Origin of the sequence: Carboxylicivirga litoralis, assembly GCF_025499605.1 — a bacterium.
GTDB classification, from domain to species: Bacteria; Bacteroidota; Bacteroidia; order Bacteroidales; family Marinilabiliaceae; genus Carboxylicivirga; species Carboxylicivirga litoralis.
This window is the reverse complement of record NZ_JAFMVC010000015.1, coordinates 66,967-82,082: the sequence shown is the minus strand read 5'-3', so window position 1 is coordinate 82,082 and position 15,116 is coordinate 66,967. Positions and strand designations below refer to the sequence as shown.

The following is a 15,116-nucleotide window of genomic DNA, read 5'->3' as shown; positions in this document are numbered from 1 at the left end:
GAGAAGTATGTATAGAATCACCTATTTGATAAGTGCCATTATAATTATAATGGCATTTTCGGCTTGTAACAAAAGGCCCAAACAAAATACTAAACAGCCAAATCTGGTTTATATTTTTCCTGATCAAATGCGGAAACAAGCGATGAATTTCTGGGATACGCCGCAATTTAAGGGTGGTATCAGAACCAAGGCAGACCCGGTTAAAACACCCCAACTGGATAGTTTTGCTAAAGAGGCTGTAGTATTAACCAATGCAGTGAGTAACTGTCCGTTGTGCAGTCCTCATCGCGGCAGTTTATTTTCCGGTTTATACCCTGGGAAATCAGGTGTAGCGCTTAACTGCAATGCAGAACGTCCTATCAGTTCACTTCGTGAGGATGCCATCTGCATCAGTGACGTATTAGCAGAAGAAAACTATAACCTGGCTTATTTTGGTAAATGGCACCTTGATTTTCCAACACCCAACGATCCAGTCAACCCTGGTCATTATGTTGATCCACGCCGCCCTGCCTGGGATACGTATTCTCCTAAAGAAAAACGCCATGGTTTTGATTACTGGTATTCATATGGCACATGGGATGTTCATAAAGACCCACACTATTATGATACGGATGGTAATCGTTACGATCCGAAAGAGTGGTCGCCAAAGCACGAAGCAAACCAGGTTATTTCATATTTAAAAAACGAAAAAGGTCAGCGTGATAACAATAAACCATTTGCTATTTTCGTATCGATGAACCCTCCTCATAATCCTTACAATTCAATTGACGATTGCTTAGAAGAAGATTATGAACATTATAAAAACACTCCGCTCAATGAGCTATTGCATCGTGATAATGCGAATCCCAATATGGCAAAAGCTCAATCAGCTCCATTTTATTTTGCCAATGTAACAGGTGTTGATCGTGAATTTGGACGTATTGTGCAGCAATTAAAAGACATGGGCGAATATGAAAATACCATCGTTGTGTTTTCATCTGACCATGGAGAAACAATGTGCAGTCAAAACATTAAAGATCCTAAAAACAATATTTTCACTGAAGCTTTTGATGTACCATTTATAATTAAATGGCCTGAATTACAAGAAGGCTTTACAGATAACCTATTGCTGGGCACACCTGATATTATGCCAACACTACTTGGCCTGATGGGCTATGAAGATAAAATACCTGAAGAAGTTCAGGGAACCAATTACGCAGGAGTTTTGCAAAAAAAAGAAGCATATAGGCGTCCAAAATCAGCTTTATATATCAGAAACGTCAATGGAGAGAAAAATGATGAAGGACTTGTTCAAAGTTACTTTCCGGTTGCCAGAGGAATAAAAACCCACCAGTATACTTTAGAGTTAGTTATTGATGAAAATAAACAACTAAAGAAAACGCGTTTATATAATGATGATGCCGACCCATATCAGATGAATGACTTAGCTGTTGACAAAAATGATCCAATAGTTAAAGAACTGCTTCAGGAAATGGCCTATTGGCTTAAGAAAAGTGATGATCCATGGTATAATGAAAGGATTTTAAGTGATTGGATTAGTTATGATGACAAATAAAGTGAAGGTCTTGTGCAAATTGGTGCTGATTACTACTATTATGTTGGCAATCATCCCCATTGGCACAGCCCAAAATAAGCGCCCGAATATTGTGGTTATAATGACCGACCAACAAACAGCCAATGCCATGAGTTGTGCCGGAAATACAGATTTAAAAACTCCGGCTATGGATTTGCTGGCTGCCAATGGAACACGATTTACCAAAGCTTTTTGTTCGCAACCTCTGTGTGGTCCAAGCCGCTCATCCATGTTAACCGGCCAGTATCCGCATCAATTGGATGCCTCCGTTAACCTGCCCGAAAGAAGCGGTTATTGGAAGGCAAAGAACGTTGATTTAATGGGTAAGGTGTTTCTCAATAGTGGATATAACACCGGATATATTGGTAAATGGCACTTACCCATATCAATACACGATATTGATAAACACGGATTTGAGTTAATTACTAATACCGTGGAACGCGATTGGCAGGACGCTTCTATCCCGGCAGATTGTTACGAGTTTATTAAAAAACAGAATGATGAGAAACCATTTTTGATGGTAGCTTCGTTTATTAATCCTCATGATATTTGTGAATGGGCACGAAAGCAAAGTTTACGTATGGAACCTATATCTGATGCCCCTGCTCCATCAGAATGCCCTGAGGTTCCGGCCAATTATGTGATTCCTGAGGGACAACCTGACATCCTTGATTATGTGCAGAGTCTATCATGGAAAACATATCCGACCAATGACTGGAATAAAGACAACTGGCGCCAGTATCGCTGGGCTTATTATCAGTTAGTAGAGCGTGTTGATGCCTATGTTGGCAATGTTATTCACACACTGGATAAGTTAAAAGTACTGGATAATACAGTTATCATCTTTTTAAGTGACCATGGCGACGGTGTTGGTAGTCACCAGTGGAATCAAAAGCAGGTATTGTATCAGGAGTCTGTTAACGTGCCTTTTATAGTGTCTGATTTCAGAAACAAACAGAATGGCACCAATACAAGACAACTCGTTAATATTGGGCTGGATTTAATTCCAACCATGTGTGATTATGCAGGTATACAGCAACCTCTATCAATGAAAGGACAAAGCCAGAAAAAGTTTGCTTTAAATCCTGATTTATATGATGACAAAAAAATGCTTGTGTTGGAAACAAGCTTTGCAAACGGCACCAATACTTCGGGAGTCTCGGGGCGCTGCATCATAAAAGACGATTGGAAATACATCATTTATAATAAAGGAAAAAAGCGCGACCAATTATTCAACCTGGCCGATGATCCGGGAGAGATGAATGACATGACAGAAGACATGAGTAAAAGAAAAATAAAAAAAGAATTAGTTTCTTTACTCAAAGAATGGGGTGAAAACACGAATGATGAATTAGTAAAAGACTTATTTTGAGATGAACCAACTTGTAATAAATAAAATCAAGACCGCGGAGTCAGGAGAAGTACTTTTCCCAGATGCAGAGGTTGAAATAGCAAATAACAACTGGAACTATCCGGCAGATGTAAGCGTAAAATTCGGAATGGCCTACGATCTGGACAATTTTTACCTCAAATACAAGGTCGATGAGAAACACCCTAAGGCGGTTTGTACAAAAACGAATGGACCAGTGTGGGAAGACAGTTGCGTTGAGTTTTTTATTTCCTTTAACAATAAAGAATACTACAACCTGGAATTTAACTGTATTGGTACAAGGTTGGTTGGCATAGGCACAAGCAATAAAGATCGTCAGTGGTTAAATGAAAAGACTGTTGAAAAGATTTTTACAAACCCAACTCTTGGTGTAAATCCGATAGACATTGAAGATAAACCTACGGAATGGGAGATAGATATTATTATTCCTAAATCTGTTTTTGCAAGCAATATTAGAAAGTTTGAACCTGGTCAGATATTTAAAGCTAACTTTTACAAATGCGGAGATAAACAAAAACAGATGCATTTTCTATCATGGAATCCAATAGAACACGAAGCTCCAAACTTCCACTTACCAGCTTTTTTTGGAACTATTGAGTTAATTTAGGTAAAGTCTTTCACTAGTAATGTTGGACGACTATATTAACTCTTTTTGATAGATATTGATTATAAAACCGGCCGTATACAGTTTGGTACCTCTCTCAAGCAATAAAAACCCATAACTTCCCAATGCCATAATCTGAGGATAAAATTGAGTAATTACCCGTTTTGTTGCCATATGAAGCTCTTTCAGAAAATCATCTTCATCAATGGCTGCCAACATCTTATTCATGAGTTTTGTAATATTCTCAATTTCTGTCTGCAGCCTGTATTCGGGAAAATGATCGTCTTTATCAATGACTGATTCAGCAGTATTTATAAGGTCGTTGGCAAACAAAGCAATGGCCTTTTGCATACGCTCATCATATTCACATTGGCTAAAATGAGATTTTACAATTGAAAAAACTTCAACGCTAAATACGTCTCTCAATTTTTCCAAAAACTCATCTTTCTCCTTAAAGGCTTTGGACAAATCGTCATAATAAGCATCACCCGATTTCATGCAATCTACTTTTGATTGATTTATAACTATATAACAATTTAAACATCGGAAAAGTTAAATCAAACTGGCATCGAAATTGAGCCTTTGTTTATTGAAGACGTGATCTGTAACTGCAGGCTGCTAAAATGCTAAGCTATTCAGGCACTGAGAGCCTGTATAAAACCTACAAAAATGTAGAGAACGTCCTGATTAATCATACAAATCTGTTAAACCACCGCTTATGTCAATCGGAAATGCTATTAAATTTATTAAACGCACCCAGTCCGACTCTTCATTCAGAAAAAACCTTTACAAGGTCGATAGCTGGGAAGACTTGCTGGACGTGCTTATCAAAGAAGATTTAAGCTGCTCGCCAAATGAGCTGGATGAAGCCTTTAACCACCTTCACGTTCAGTGTCAGTTTCAGGAGGAGGCGGATAGCCTTTTTAACGTCCTGCATTTTGTCAAACTCATTGTATAACCACCATTAAAAACCAACCACTATGAGCCAATCATTCCGAACACTAATGCCGGCAAAAGAATTTATTGAAAACATGGGATTTGCCATCTCTTACCCGCACGACGACTTGATTTTCATCGATACCAATGCCTTTTTATTGCGATATAATGACGCACGCGACAGCTCATTTTTCCTGTATTTTAACGAGGAGCTGAATGAGCAAAAACAAAACGAATTACGCTCCTACGTGCTTCAGACGGCCTGCGATACAAATGTGGAGATTGAGATACGCGGCAGTTTCAAGGTGCAACCTTCGCTGAAATCGAAAGGCGAGCTGGAAGTGGTTTACCATGAAACGACTACCTCCGGCCGCTAGCGTCTGTTTAAACATCAATTTTATCGATGGCCAGTGACTTAAACAAACAATAAACAGGCTTGCCAATCGTCAGCTGCATGCGATAAGCCGAAGCACGGCTCACTTCGCACCATAACAAAAAACCACAATCGACCTGGCACATGACCCTGGCTCCCTCGTCGGATAAATGGGTGATGGTGCCGGCCAGTTGGTTTTGGAAAGAGGTTTTCTCGATTAGTACTTCTGACAGAATAATGTCTTTAGGCTTTAGAAAAATACGGGCTAACTGACCGGTTGCGTAATGCCTTTTATGTGGCTCCATGATCACCTTCACACAACGGTTGGAACCAAAACCATTCAAGGTGATGAGTTTCTCCTGCGCATTAACGTGCTTCACTTCCAACTGCACACTATTTACAACATCGGCCACTGGCAATAGATGATGTAGGTTGGGATGAGAAAGCAAGTGTTCGTATTGATCATGCCCGACAACTTGGCCATTTTTCATGATGCACAGCCGTTGAGTCAGTTTCAGCAAATCAGGCAAGTCGTGACTCACCACCAGCACAGGAATACGAAGCAACCTGGCACTTTTGCGGATATAGGGTATAATGCGCTGCCGCATCTTCTGATCGAGGGCACTAAACGGTTCATCGAGCAACAATATTTCAGGAGCCGTCAATAAGGCCCGACCCAATGCCACCCGCTGCCTTTCACCGCCCGATATATCAGATGGCAAACAATGAAGCAATGGCCGCAGCTCAAGCAACTCAATCACATCATCAACATCTACTTTTGAATCCGCCCCTTTCCAGCCATAGCGCAGGTTGCTGATCACACTCAGATGAGGAAAAAGACGTCCTTCCTGAAACACATAGCCTACCTTTCGCTTATTCACTGCTCGCCCAATGCGCTTTTGAGAGCAAAACAACAGCGTATCGCCAATTCGAATGTATCCATGCGTTGGCGAATTAACGCCACTCACGCACTGAAGCAGCGTTGATTTTCCCGCTCCGCTATGGCCGAAAATACCGGTTATTCCGGAACCAAAGAGCTCATCGACCTGAAGCGTGAAGCCCGGCCTTTTCACGGTAATATTTATTTTAAGCTGCTTCAAGTCCGTTGGCTTTTAGTGGTATGTGGCTTTTATAATGAGGACGTTTTTTCATGCGATATTTATTGAAATACTCGGATAACAAAATAGCTGCCAATGAAATAACAATGGAGATACAAACGAGTGTCCAGGATTGCTGCTCGCCACCAGGCATCTGCATCGATGAGTAAATAGCTAAGGGTATGGTACGGGTTGCCCCGGCTATGTTTCCGGCAAAGGTGATGGTGGCACCAAACTCACCTAAACTGCGCGCAAAAGCCAAAACAAAGCCACTGACAATACCTGGCCAGGCCAAAGGCAAAGTAATGCGATAAAATGTTTTCCACCACGAAGCACCCAAGGTACGAGATGCTTCTTCGAGGCATGGATCAACCAACTCGATGGCGATTTTAACGGATCGCACTATCAGTGGAAAAGATACCGTAACAGAAGCCAGTACAGCCGCACCTGAAGTAAACGCTATCTTTATGCCAAAAAACCGGGTCAAGGGTTCGCCGATAATACCTTTTGAACCAAAGAGGAGCAACAACAAATAACCAGTGGTCACAGGCGGCATCACCATGGGCAGATGCAACACAGCTTCCAGAAAGGATTTACCCGCAAAGGTCTTTCGCGCCAAAACATAACCAGCGAAAATGGCCAAAGGAAGCGCCATTACAGAAGTAATTATCGCCACTCGTAACGACAGCACTATAGCGCTCCAGTCTATGTATTCAAAATCAACCATAAGCGTTTATTTAAATCCATATTTTTTCCAAACCTCCCGGTTATTAGTGTGGCGAATATACTCCCAGAATCCTACGGCACTTTTAGACGATGTTGCTGTTAAAGCCAATTGATAATCAATAGAATTATGAAGCGAGTCTGGAATGGTCAGGATGGCGTTCACCTTTGAGCGACCTTCAATATTTGAGGCATACACAATGCCATAATCGCACTCGCCCATTTCAACCAGTTGCAAAGCCGATAAAACATCTTTGGCAGGAATCATTTTACCTGCCAGATCATCGTATATATTGAGTTTTTCAAATGCTTGCCGGGCGTAATTACCCGCCGGCACATGATCCGGATCGCCTATGGCCAAATGGCGTTTAACTGCCTTAGGCAAGTCTTTTAAATTGCTGCAACTAATAGCAGTATCGGCAATTACTACAACCAGGCTATTGTTAGCCGGGACACATAATGAGGCATCTGCAATCAATTTCTTTTTCCGTAAGTAATGCATCCATTCGCTATTGGCCGATACATAAATATCGCACGGCGCTCCGTTAGCTATTTGCCTGGCCAACATGCCTGATGAAGCATAACTTACCTGAATAACAACCTGAAGCGAATCCATGTATTGACCAGCCAATTCATTGATAACCGCTTGCACACTTGCGGCTGCCAGCACTGTGATGGCGGGCTTGTTGTTGGAAACGTTACAAGACCAACATCCGATAATTAAAGTGCATAAAAGAAGTTGCTTCATAGATTAAGTTTATGTTCGGAGGATTAATTGCATTTTCTATGCCCAATAAAAAGCGACAGCCATAATCAACTATCATTCAGAATATAGAGAAAACTCAATGATTGATAATCCTACATTTTTGTAGGACGATTAAAGCAGAAACTCCCAGAAATACATATTAGGACAGCATGCGTTAAAGCCCTCTGTCTGATAAAGTCCTTGGGCAATCAGGTTATCTTCCCTAACCTCCAGGTTGACCTTACAACAACCTTTCTGTCGGGCAATTTCTTTTATCGATTGAAGTAAAAACCGCCCAACACCTTTCTCGCGAGCCTCGGGCAACACGATAAAATCGTGAATATTGATTAAAGGAAGACCTTTAAACGTTGAAAAGTTGATAAAGCAATTGGCCAACCCAACGGCTGTTTCGCCTTTATAAACCAGTATCCCAATGTAATTACATTGCGTCCGCAAACCCGTTAATGTTTGTTGAAACAAGCTTTGCGACATTGGCTTTTGAATACCCATCTTATCCAGCATATAGGCATTCATTAATGTGAACAAAGCACGCTGGTCCTTTTGTTTTTTTAAGTTGATGAGTTTAAAGCGCAGAGGCTCACTATTCGAATTGTCTATCATAGTATTCATTTAGACGAAATACTGCTTGAGGTTTGTAGTGTAGTAACCTGGCGCACTAATGAGTTATTCGCTTTAAACCTTAAAGCGCCACGGTTCAATCTTGTATTTCTTGACGCGTGTGCCCATCATCCGTTCAGTTACTTTTAGCTTTTGGGCGGCCTTCGTTACATTGCCATTAGTCGATGTTAGGGCATCACGAATTAGCTGTCGTTCGAGCTGCTCAACGGTTTCCATCATACCACCTTCGTGCTGGGTATTGGTCGAATCGGCCGTTTGAAGCGTTGGCGGTAAATCATAACTATGAATCACCTCATCTTTACTCATGATGCAGGCTCGTTCAATCACATTTTCCAATTCACGGATATTGCCCGGCCAACGGTGTACCATCAGCATATTTATGGATGATGTCGTGATACGTTTAATATGCGCCTTATTCTTTCGATTAAACTTCTCTATAAAATGATCAACCAAAGCTGGTATGTCATCGCGACGCTGCCGCAGTGGCGGAATAAAGATGGGGAACACATTGATGCGATAGTACAAATCTTCCCTGAATTCACCCGCTTCTATTAACTCTTCGAGATTGCGGTTGGTGGCGGCCACAATACGCACATCGGCCTTAATGGTAGCACTGCCACCTAAGCGCTCAAACTCACGCTCCTGAATCACACGCAGTAGCTTCACCTGTGTTGACATGGGTAAATCACCAATTTCATCCAGAAAGATAGTGCCTCCGTCAGCCATTTCGAATCGCCCTTTACGCAGGCTGTCCGCCCCGGTAAAGGCCCCTTTCTCATGACCAAACAACTCACTCTCGATCAGGCTGTCGGGTAAGGCCGAACAGTTCACCTTTATCAGGCTTTTATTTTTTCGCTGACTACTCCGGTGGATGGCTTCGGCAAACAACTCCTTCCCTATTCCACTTTCTCCGCGTAACAACACGGTACTGCTGGTTTTAGACACCCGGCTAACCAAATGGTATAAATCCTTCATTTTACCCGAGTTGCCGATTATATTATTCGGTTGTTCGCTATTGAGTTTACTATGCAGTTCTTCGTTCTCCTGCCGAAGCGCTTGTAACTCCTCCAGTTTTTCTTGTCGATACCGGGCGGCTTTGGCAATCATGGACCCAATGATGCTAAGCAACTGAATATCTTCTTCACTGGCTATTTGTTTATTATGTACGCGTATCAAACTTAAAGCACCTGACACAGCATTATCCAACATAAGTGGGACACAGATAAAAGACAGCTCTTGGCCATTTTTCTGAAGCTCGGTTTTGGTTTTATTAATAAACAAGCGCGATTTAGAAATTTCAGGTATGACAACCGGTTGGGCCAACTCAATTACCCGACCGATAATCCCTTCGCCTAATTTATATTTGCCACGGGCCTGCTGACTTGGACTCAAGCCATAAGCGGCCTCAATCATGATATGGTTGCTCTGCCGGTTAAATATGGTGACAAAACTACGCTCGGCTTTCATATGGCGCACCAAACTGGCTAGTATGGGTGTTAAATCACTTTTGAGTTCTTTACTTTGAAGCAAGCGCTGACTTATTTCAAAAAGTAGCCTTAGCTCCTTAAATCCATAACATTCATCGCCAATTTTTCTACATTTTGTATTCATAAGGGTGGTAAAAAAGGGTTTGAGAAATTTAAAATTAGCAATTTGAAATAAACCCCCTCAAAAAACAAGCACTAAATGTTGCTATTTATATTAAATTTAAATTCCACCCCTACATTTTAATCATAAAAGGTCATTTTATTGACATTTTTCACATACACCCCCTATTATTAATTATAAATCACATTCGAAAAATGACAAAAATGTAAAAGCTCCCCACTCATTCATCCATCGAATAATTACCACCCCCCCTGTTCTACTTGATTCACACGAACTATTTCTGAGTTTAAACCCATTATGTGAGTTTTCGGGGCTTATCCTACACAGATGTAAGTTTTCCGAATGACTGATACTCACTGTCAATATTAATTTGAACCTCGCCATCCCTTTTGTTTAAGGCGATTTCAACAACAACGCACCCCAAAAAGGACTAAGGCCTGCTTCACTTTGGCACACCCTGTGAACCTCCCTTTTGCAAATCAAAACCTTTAAAATTTAATAAGATGAGAAAAGTAGCTATTTACGGAAAAGGGGGTATTGGTAAATCAACCACTACTCAGAACACAGTGGCCGGCCTTGTTGAAGCCGGGAAAAATGTAATGGTTGTTGGTTGTGACCCCAAGGCCGATTCTACCCGCTTGTTATTAGGCGGTCTGGCACAAAAAACAGTATTAGACACCTTGCGCGAAGAAGGTGAAGATGTTGAACTGGATGACATCGTTCGCGAAGGCTATAATGGGGTTCGCTGCGTAGAATCAGGTGGTCCTGAACCTGGCGTTGGCTGTGCCGGTCGTGGTATTATCACCTCCATTAATTTACTGGAGCAACTAGGTGCCTGGGATGAAAAATTCGCCATCGATTATACCTTTTATGATGTATTGGGTGATGTGGTTTGTGGTGGTTTTGCCATGCCCATCCGCGAAGGCAAAGCGGAAGAAATATACATTGTTGTGTCGGGTGAGATGATGGCCATGTATGCAGCCAACAACATTTGCAAAGGGATTAAAAAATATGCCGAAGCCGGCGGCGTTCGCCTGGGTGGTTTGATTTGCAACTCGCGGAACGTTGATAATGAATCGGCCATGATTGAGGAACTGGCCAAGCAACTAGGCACGCAAATGATTCACTTTGTACCGCGCGACAACATGGTGCAACGTGCCGAAATCAACCGTAAAACAGTTATTGACTACGAACCGGAGCATAACCAGGCCAACGAATACCGCGCCTTAGCCAAGGCGATTGACGAAAATGAGATGTTCGTTATTCCCAAACCACTTGAAATAGAAGAACTGGAGAAACTACTGATTGACTTTGGTATTGCGAACTAGCAAAAGTGCACCAAACTAACCTCAATAGTATCATAAAACCCATAAAATGCCGGACTACGAACTCCGGACTTAACACTTAAAATTCATTTCTATGTTAATGATAAAAGCAATTGTTCGCCCCGATAAATCGAGCGCCATCTTAAAATCTCTTTTCGATGCAGGCTACGTAGCCGTTACCAAAACACCAGTTGTGGGACGTGGCAAACAGCGTGGCATTAAAATTGGCGATGTCACCTACGATGAGCTGCCCAAAGAAATGCTGATGATGGTGGTGAAAGATGAAGATAAAGATTTTGCAGTCAACACCCTGATGGAAGCAGCTCGCACCGGGTCTAAAGGCGCCTTTGGCGATGGTAAAATATTTGTTTCGCCAGTTGATGAGGCTTATACCATCAGTAGAGGAACAAAAGAGTTATAAAAAGAGATGAGTCATAAGAAGTGAGGCTAAACTCTTACTTACTAAGCCATAACTCACCTCTTTTCACTCCATTCTCAGCTCTCATTTTTAACAGACTACTGACAAAAATCGAACGATACTATGAAATGTATAATGGCCATCATCCGAATTGATAAAATGAACCAGACCAAAAATGCTCTGAAAGATGCCGGATTTACTTCCATGACTGCCAGCGGAAAAGTTTTTGGCCGCGGCAAAGGTCTTTGGGAAGCGAAAGTACTCGAAGGCGTTAAACAAGATACGCCCGAAGCATTAGAGCATTTAGGCAAAGAACCCCGCCTGCGCCCTCAGCGCGTTTTACAAATTGTGGTGCCCGACAAACGAGTGAGCACTTGTGTAGAAACCATTATTGAAGCCAACCAAACACCGGCTGCCGGCGATGGCAAAATATTCGTTTTGCCTATGAACGAAGCCATCAGGGTGCGCACCGGCGAAGTTGGCGACCTTGTTTTAGACATCTAAAATTAAAACACTATGGTAAAGAAAAAAGATATAACAAACGGATTACCCGACCCATCTGAACTGATGGAGGAAATCATTGCGAAATATCCGCCCAAAATTGCCAAGAAACGCAAAAAAGCACTGGTGGCGAATAACCCGGATGAAGGGCCGGAGATACAGGCCAACGTCAGAACCATTCCGGGCATTATCACCCAACGTGGCTGTACCTATGCCGGCTGCAAAGGTGTGGTGTTAGGCCCAACCCGCGACATCATTAACCTGGTACACGGCCCCATTGGCTGTAGCTTTTACGCCTGGCTCACCCGACGCAACCAAACCAAACCGGCCGAAGGGGAAGACAATTTTATGACTTACGCCTTCTCAACCGATATGCAGGATGAAAACATTGTCTTTGGTGGAGAAGCGAAACTAAAAGATGCCATCCGCGAGGCCTACGCCATTTTTCAGCCCAAAGCCATCGGCATCTTCTCAACCTGTCCGGTAGGGCTCATTGGGGATGATGTGCATTCGGTGGCCCGCGACATGAAAGCCGAATTGGGTATTAACATTTTTGGTTTCAGCTGCGAAGGCTACCGCGGTGTATCGCAATCAGCAGGGCACCACATTGCCAACAACGGCGTATTCACCCATGTGGTAGGTAATAACGACCGTCCTCGCGAAGGTAAATTCCAGGTTAATCTACTGGGCGAGTACAATATCGGTGGCGATGCCTTTGAGTTAGAGCGTTTATTCGAAGAAGCCGGCATCACCCTTTTATCCACTTTTTCGGGTAACTCCACCATCAAAAGCATGGAGTATTCGCACACAGCCGATTTAAACATGGTGATGTGCCACCGCTCCATCAACTACATTGCCGAGATGATGGAAGAGAAATACGGCATCCCCTGGATTAAGGTGAATTTTATTGGCGCCGAATCAACCGCCAAGTCGCTGAAAAAATGTGCCGAATACTTTGATGACGACGAATTAACAGCGAAGGTGGATGCAATCATCGCCCGCGAAACCACCAAGGTGGAAGCTATCAAAGCAAAAGTTAAACCGAAGACTGAAGGCAAACTGGCCATGATGTTTGTTGGAGGTTCACGGGCTCACCACTACCAGGATTTATTCAGGGAGCTGGGTGTTACCACCGTATCGGCCGGCTACGAATTTGCTCACCGCGATGATTATGAAGGACGCCATGTGATTCCGAATATCAAGATAGACGCCGACACACGAAACATCGAAGATTTAACGGTGACGAAAGACGAAGAGCTGTATCGCGGCGACCTTGCTGAGAAGAAAAAGGCCTTACTCGAAAAAGGCTATCGCTTTAGTGATTACGACGGTATGATGCCAGAGATGAACAAAAACGCACTGGTTGTTGATGATGTCAACCATTGGGAAACTGAGAAACTGATTGAGTTCTACAAGCCCGATGTTTTCTGTGCTGGCATCAAAGAAAAATATGTGGTTCAAAAATATGGGGTGCCATTAAAACAGCTGCACAGCTACGATTATGGCGGTCCTTATGCGGGCTTTGAAGGTGCCATCAATTTTTATGTGGAGATGGAACGCATGTTGGGCACTGATATTTGGAAACTGGTTGATGCCCCTTGGAAGCATGAGCCTGAGATAGTTGGAAGTTTTGCCATTAACGAATAAGGAGAAAAAACTATGTTATTACGTCATACAACAGATAAAGTCGTTGAAAGGAAGGCACTCACCGTTAACCCGGCCAAAACGTGCCAGCCTGTCGGAGCCATGTATGCTGCTCTGGGCATTCATGGATGTTTACCACACAGCCATGGTTCGCAGGGCTGTTGCTCTTATCACCGAAGCGCACTCACCAGGCACTACAAGGAACCGGTGATGGCAGCCACCAGTTCATTTACCGAAGGTTCATCCGTGTTTGGGGGCCAATCGAACCTGATGCAGGCTATTACCAATATTTTCACCATTTATGAGCCGGAAATTATTGCTGTTCACTCCACCTGTTTGTCAGAAACCATTGGTGATGACTTGGGACAAATCGTTAACAAAGCCCGCACCGATGATAAAGTGCCCGAAGGCAAGCATGTGATACATGCGGCTACGCCCAGTTATGTGGGAAGTCACGTGACGGGGTATGCCAACATGCTCGAAGGCATTGTTAAATATTTTGCCAATAACACTGATGAATTAATCAATCAAATCAACCTTTTGGCCGGATGGGTAGAGCCATCTGACATGCGCGAACTGAAGCGCCTGATGAAACTGATGAAAGTACGCAATGTGCTTTTGCCTGATACGTCGGATGTGTTGGATACACCGATGAATGGTCATTACGAGATGTACCCCAAAGGTGGTACAACCATCCCCGAAATGGCCAGCATGGGCAATAGCCTGCACACCATCGGATTGGGCGAGTGGGCCACAAAATTAGCTGCCATCAAGCTCGATAACCAGTGTAAAGTTAATTTCACCATCGAAGATTTACCCATTGGGCTGAAAGCTACCGACCGCTTTATTCAAGCACTTTCCAGAGTAGCATCGGTTTCGGTACCCGACAGCATTAACGATGAGCGTGGACGCCTGGTCGATGTGATCACCGACATGCACCAGTACCTCTATGGCAAACGCGTGGCGCTTTGGGGCGACCCCGACCAGCTGATTCCACTCACTGAGTTTTTGGTAGATATGGATATGAAACCCGTATATATTGTTTCAGGAACACCGGGCAAGCAGTTTGACAAACGCATGAAAGCCCTTTTAGAAGACAAAGTGCCCGAAGCCAAGTATAAGAATGGCGCCAATGCCGATATGTTCCTGATGCATCAATGGATTAAAGAAGAGCCCGTTGATTTGTTGATAGGCAACACCTACGGCAAATACATCGCACGCGATGAGAACATTCCGTTTGTGCGAATGGGTTTTCCTATACTCGACCGGATAGGTCACAGTTATTTCCCTACAATTGGATACATGGGTGGCATACGTATTCTTGAAAAGATTCTGTCTGTTGTGATGGAACGACAAGATACCAACTGCCCTGAGGAAGCATTTGAACTAACCATGTAGATTGACACCGATGAAGAAGGATGCGTGATCGTGCCAGACCACTCGAAATCTCATTCTCTTACTCCACTTTGGCGTATTCTTCTTCTTTTTAAAGCGGTTCCTTCTAAATCTGAAAGCAGATTACCAGAACCACTGACTATCC

16 protein-coding genes are annotated in these 15,116 nt (G+C 43.1%); 10 read left to right on the top strand and 6 right to left on the bottom strand.

Annotated features, from left to right (window positions below; all coding sequences use genetic code 11):
• Positions 1-7 precede the first annotated feature (7 nt).
• The 3 genes from J1N10_RS14245 to J1N10_RS14235 are packed head-to-tail and all read left to right on the top strand — an operon-like array spanning position 8 to position 3,570.
• The gene (locus J1N10_RS14245; protein WP_262327394.1) at positions 8-1,555 is read left to right on the top strand and encodes a sulfatase family protein; all 1,548 of its coding nucleotides are present in this window, start codon (positions 8-10) and stop codon (positions 1,553-1,555) included.
• Positions 1,542-2,945: a sulfatase family protein gene (locus tag J1N10_RS14240; RefSeq protein ID WP_262327393.1), complete on the top strand. Its 1,404-nt coding sequence runs from the start codon at positions 1,542-1,544 to the stop codon at positions 2,943-2,945. The genes J1N10_RS14245 and J1N10_RS14240 overlap by 14 nt, the downstream gene beginning before the upstream one ends.
• A 1-nt stretch (position 2,946) precedes the next feature.
• Complete coding sequence (locus J1N10_RS14235) at positions 2,947-3,570, top strand: carbohydrate-binding family 9-like protein (RefSeq protein WP_262327392.1); 624 nt, start codon at positions 2,947-2,949, stop codon at positions 3,568-3,570.
• Positions 3,571-3,600: 30 nt separating this feature from the next.
• On the opposite strand, the gene J1N10_RS14230 is transcribed toward J1N10_RS14235, so the two are convergent.
• The gene (locus J1N10_RS14230) at positions 3,601-4,065 is read right to left on the bottom strand and encodes a hypothetical protein (RefSeq protein WP_262327391.1); all 465 of its coding nucleotides are present in this window, start codon (positions 4,063-4,065) and stop codon (positions 3,601-3,603) included.
• A 220-nt stretch (positions 4,066-4,285) separates the two neighbouring features.
• Here J1N10_RS14230 and J1N10_RS14225 point away from each other — a divergent pair, with 220 nt between their 5' ends.
• Both J1N10_RS14225 and J1N10_RS14220 read left to right on the top strand, forming a co-directional pair.
• Positions 4,286-4,525, top strand: a complete 240-nt coding sequence (locus J1N10_RS14225; RefSeq protein ID WP_262327390.1) for a hypothetical protein — start codon at positions 4,286-4,288, stop codon at positions 4,523-4,525.
• A 22-nt stretch (positions 4,526-4,547) separates the two neighbouring features.
• Complete coding sequence (locus J1N10_RS14220; protein ID WP_262327389.1) at positions 4,548-4,880, top strand: hypothetical protein; 333 nt, start codon at positions 4,548-4,550, stop codon at positions 4,878-4,880.
• Positions 4,881-4,887: 7 nt separating this feature from the next.
• Here the strand turns inward: J1N10_RS14220 and modC are convergent, their stop codons facing one another.
• The 5 genes from modC to J1N10_RS14195 all read right to left on the bottom strand — a co-directional run bounded on the left by modC (position 4,888) and on the right by J1N10_RS14195 (position 9,691).
• The gene (modC, locus tag J1N10_RS14215; protein WP_262327388.1) at positions 4,888-5,976 is read right to left on the bottom strand and encodes a molybdenum ABC transporter ATP-binding protein; all 1,089 of its coding nucleotides are present in this window, start codon (positions 5,974-5,976) and stop codon (positions 4,888-4,890) included.
• Positions 5,963-6,700, bottom strand: a complete 738-nt coding sequence (gene modB / locus J1N10_RS14210; RefSeq protein WP_262327387.1) for a molybdate ABC transporter permease subunit — start codon at positions 6,698-6,700, stop codon at positions 5,963-5,965. Before modB ends, modC begins: the two co-directional genes overlap by 14 nt.
• 6 nt (positions 6,701-6,706) lie before the next feature.
• On the bottom strand, positions 6,707-7,444 hold the full coding sequence (modA, locus tag J1N10_RS14205; protein WP_262327386.1) for a molybdate ABC transporter substrate-binding protein: 738 nt from the start codon (positions 7,442-7,444) through the stop codon (positions 6,707-6,709).
• Positions 7,445-7,573: 129 nt separating this feature from the next.
• Positions 7,574-8,062, bottom strand: coding sequence for a GNAT family N-acetyltransferase (locus J1N10_RS14200; protein WP_262327385.1), 489 nt, complete (start codon positions 8,060-8,062; stop codon positions 7,574-7,576).
• Positions 8,063-8,134: 72 nt separating this feature from the next.
• Positions 8,135-9,691 carry a sigma-54 interaction domain-containing protein gene (locus J1N10_RS14195; protein WP_262327384.1) on the bottom strand — a complete coding sequence of 519 codons (1,557 nt, stop codon included), beginning with the start codon at positions 9,689-9,691 and terminating at the stop codon, positions 8,135-8,137.
• Positions 9,692-10,191: 500 nt separating this feature from the next.
• Here J1N10_RS14195 and nifH point away from each other — a divergent pair, with 500 nt between their 5' ends.
• The 5 genes from nifH (at position 10,192) to nifK (ending at position 14,974) form a co-directional block, all read left to right on the top strand.
• On the top strand, positions 10,192-11,016 hold the full coding sequence (gene nifH, locus J1N10_RS14190; RefSeq protein WP_262327383.1) for a nitrogenase iron protein: 825 nt from the start codon (positions 10,192-10,194) through the stop codon (positions 11,014-11,016).
• Positions 11,017-11,107: 91 nt separating this feature from the next.
• Positions 11,108-11,434 carry a P-II family nitrogen regulator gene (locus J1N10_RS14185; protein ID WP_262327382.1) on the top strand — a complete coding sequence of 109 codons (327 nt, stop codon included), beginning with the start codon at positions 11,108-11,110 and terminating at the stop codon, positions 11,432-11,434.
• A 120-nt stretch (positions 11,435-11,554) separates the two neighbouring features.
• A complete protein-coding gene (locus tag J1N10_RS14180; protein WP_262327381.1) occupies positions 11,555-11,935 on the top strand; it encodes a P-II family nitrogen regulator in 381 nt (126 codons plus the stop codon).
• Positions 11,936-11,947: 12 nt separating this feature from the next.
• Entirely contained in the window at positions 11,948-13,579 is a 1,632-nt protein-coding gene (nifD, locus tag J1N10_RS14175) for a nitrogenase molybdenum-iron protein alpha chain (RefSeq protein ID WP_262327380.1), read from the top strand.
• Positions 13,580-13,591: 12 nt separating this feature from the next.
• Positions 13,592-14,974: a nitrogenase molybdenum-iron protein subunit beta gene (gene nifK, locus J1N10_RS14170; protein WP_262327379.1), complete on the top strand. Its 1,383-nt coding sequence runs from the start codon at positions 13,592-13,594 to the stop codon at positions 14,972-14,974.
• The last annotated feature ends 142 nt before the right edge of the window (positions 14,975-15,116 follow it).

Bases quoted from the DNA above. Each gene is read 5' to 3' on its own strand.
- J1N10_RS14245 (WP_262327394.1), top strand. From the start codon at position 8: ATGTATAGAATCACCTATTTGATAAGTGCCATTATAATTATAATGGCA.
- J1N10_RS14240 (WP_262327393.1), top strand. From the start codon at position 1,542: ATGATGACAAATAAAGTGAAGGTCTTGTGCAAATTGGTGCTGATTACT.
- J1N10_RS14235 (WP_262327392.1), top strand. From the start codon at position 2,947: ATGAACCAACTTGTAATAAATAAAATCAAGACCGCGGAGTCAGGAGAA.
- J1N10_RS14230 (WP_262327391.1), bottom strand. From the start codon at position 4,065: ATGAAATCGGGTGATGCTTATTATGACGATTTGTCCAAAGCCTTTAAG.
- J1N10_RS14225 (WP_262327390.1), top strand. From the start codon at position 4,286: ATGTCAATCGGAAATGCTATTAAATTTATTAAACGCACCCAGTCCGAC.
- J1N10_RS14220 (WP_262327389.1), top strand. From the start codon at position 4,548: ATGAGCCAATCATTCCGAACACTAATGCCGGCAAAAGAATTTATTGAA.
- modB (WP_262327387.1), bottom strand. From the start codon at position 6,700: ATGGTTGATTTTGAATACATAGACTGGAGCGCTATAGTGCTGTCGTTA.
- modA (WP_262327386.1), bottom strand. From the start codon at position 7,444: ATGAAGCAACTTCTTTTATGCACTTTAATTATCGGATGTTGGTCTTGT.
- J1N10_RS14200 (WP_262327385.1), bottom strand. From the start codon at position 8,062: ATGATAGACAATTCGAATAGTGAGCCTCTGCGCTTTAAACTCATCAAC.
- J1N10_RS14195 (WP_262327384.1), bottom strand. From the start codon at position 9,691: ATGAATACAAAATGTAGAAAAATTGGCGATGAATGTTATGGATTTAAG.
- nifH (WP_262327383.1), top strand. From the start codon at position 10,192: ATGAGAAAAGTAGCTATTTACGGAAAAGGGGGTATTGGTAAATCAACC.
- J1N10_RS14185 (WP_262327382.1), top strand. From the start codon at position 11,108: ATGTTAATGATAAAAGCAATTGTTCGCCCCGATAAATCGAGCGCCATC.
- J1N10_RS14180 (WP_262327381.1), top strand. From the start codon at position 11,555: ATGAAATGTATAATGGCCATCATCCGAATTGATAAAATGAACCAGACC.
- nifD (WP_262327380.1), top strand. From the start codon at position 11,948: ATGGTAAAGAAAAAAGATATAACAAACGGATTACCCGACCCATCTGAA.
- nifK (WP_262327379.1), top strand. From the start codon at position 13,592: ATGTTATTACGTCATACAACAGATAAAGTCGTTGAAAGGAAGGCACTC.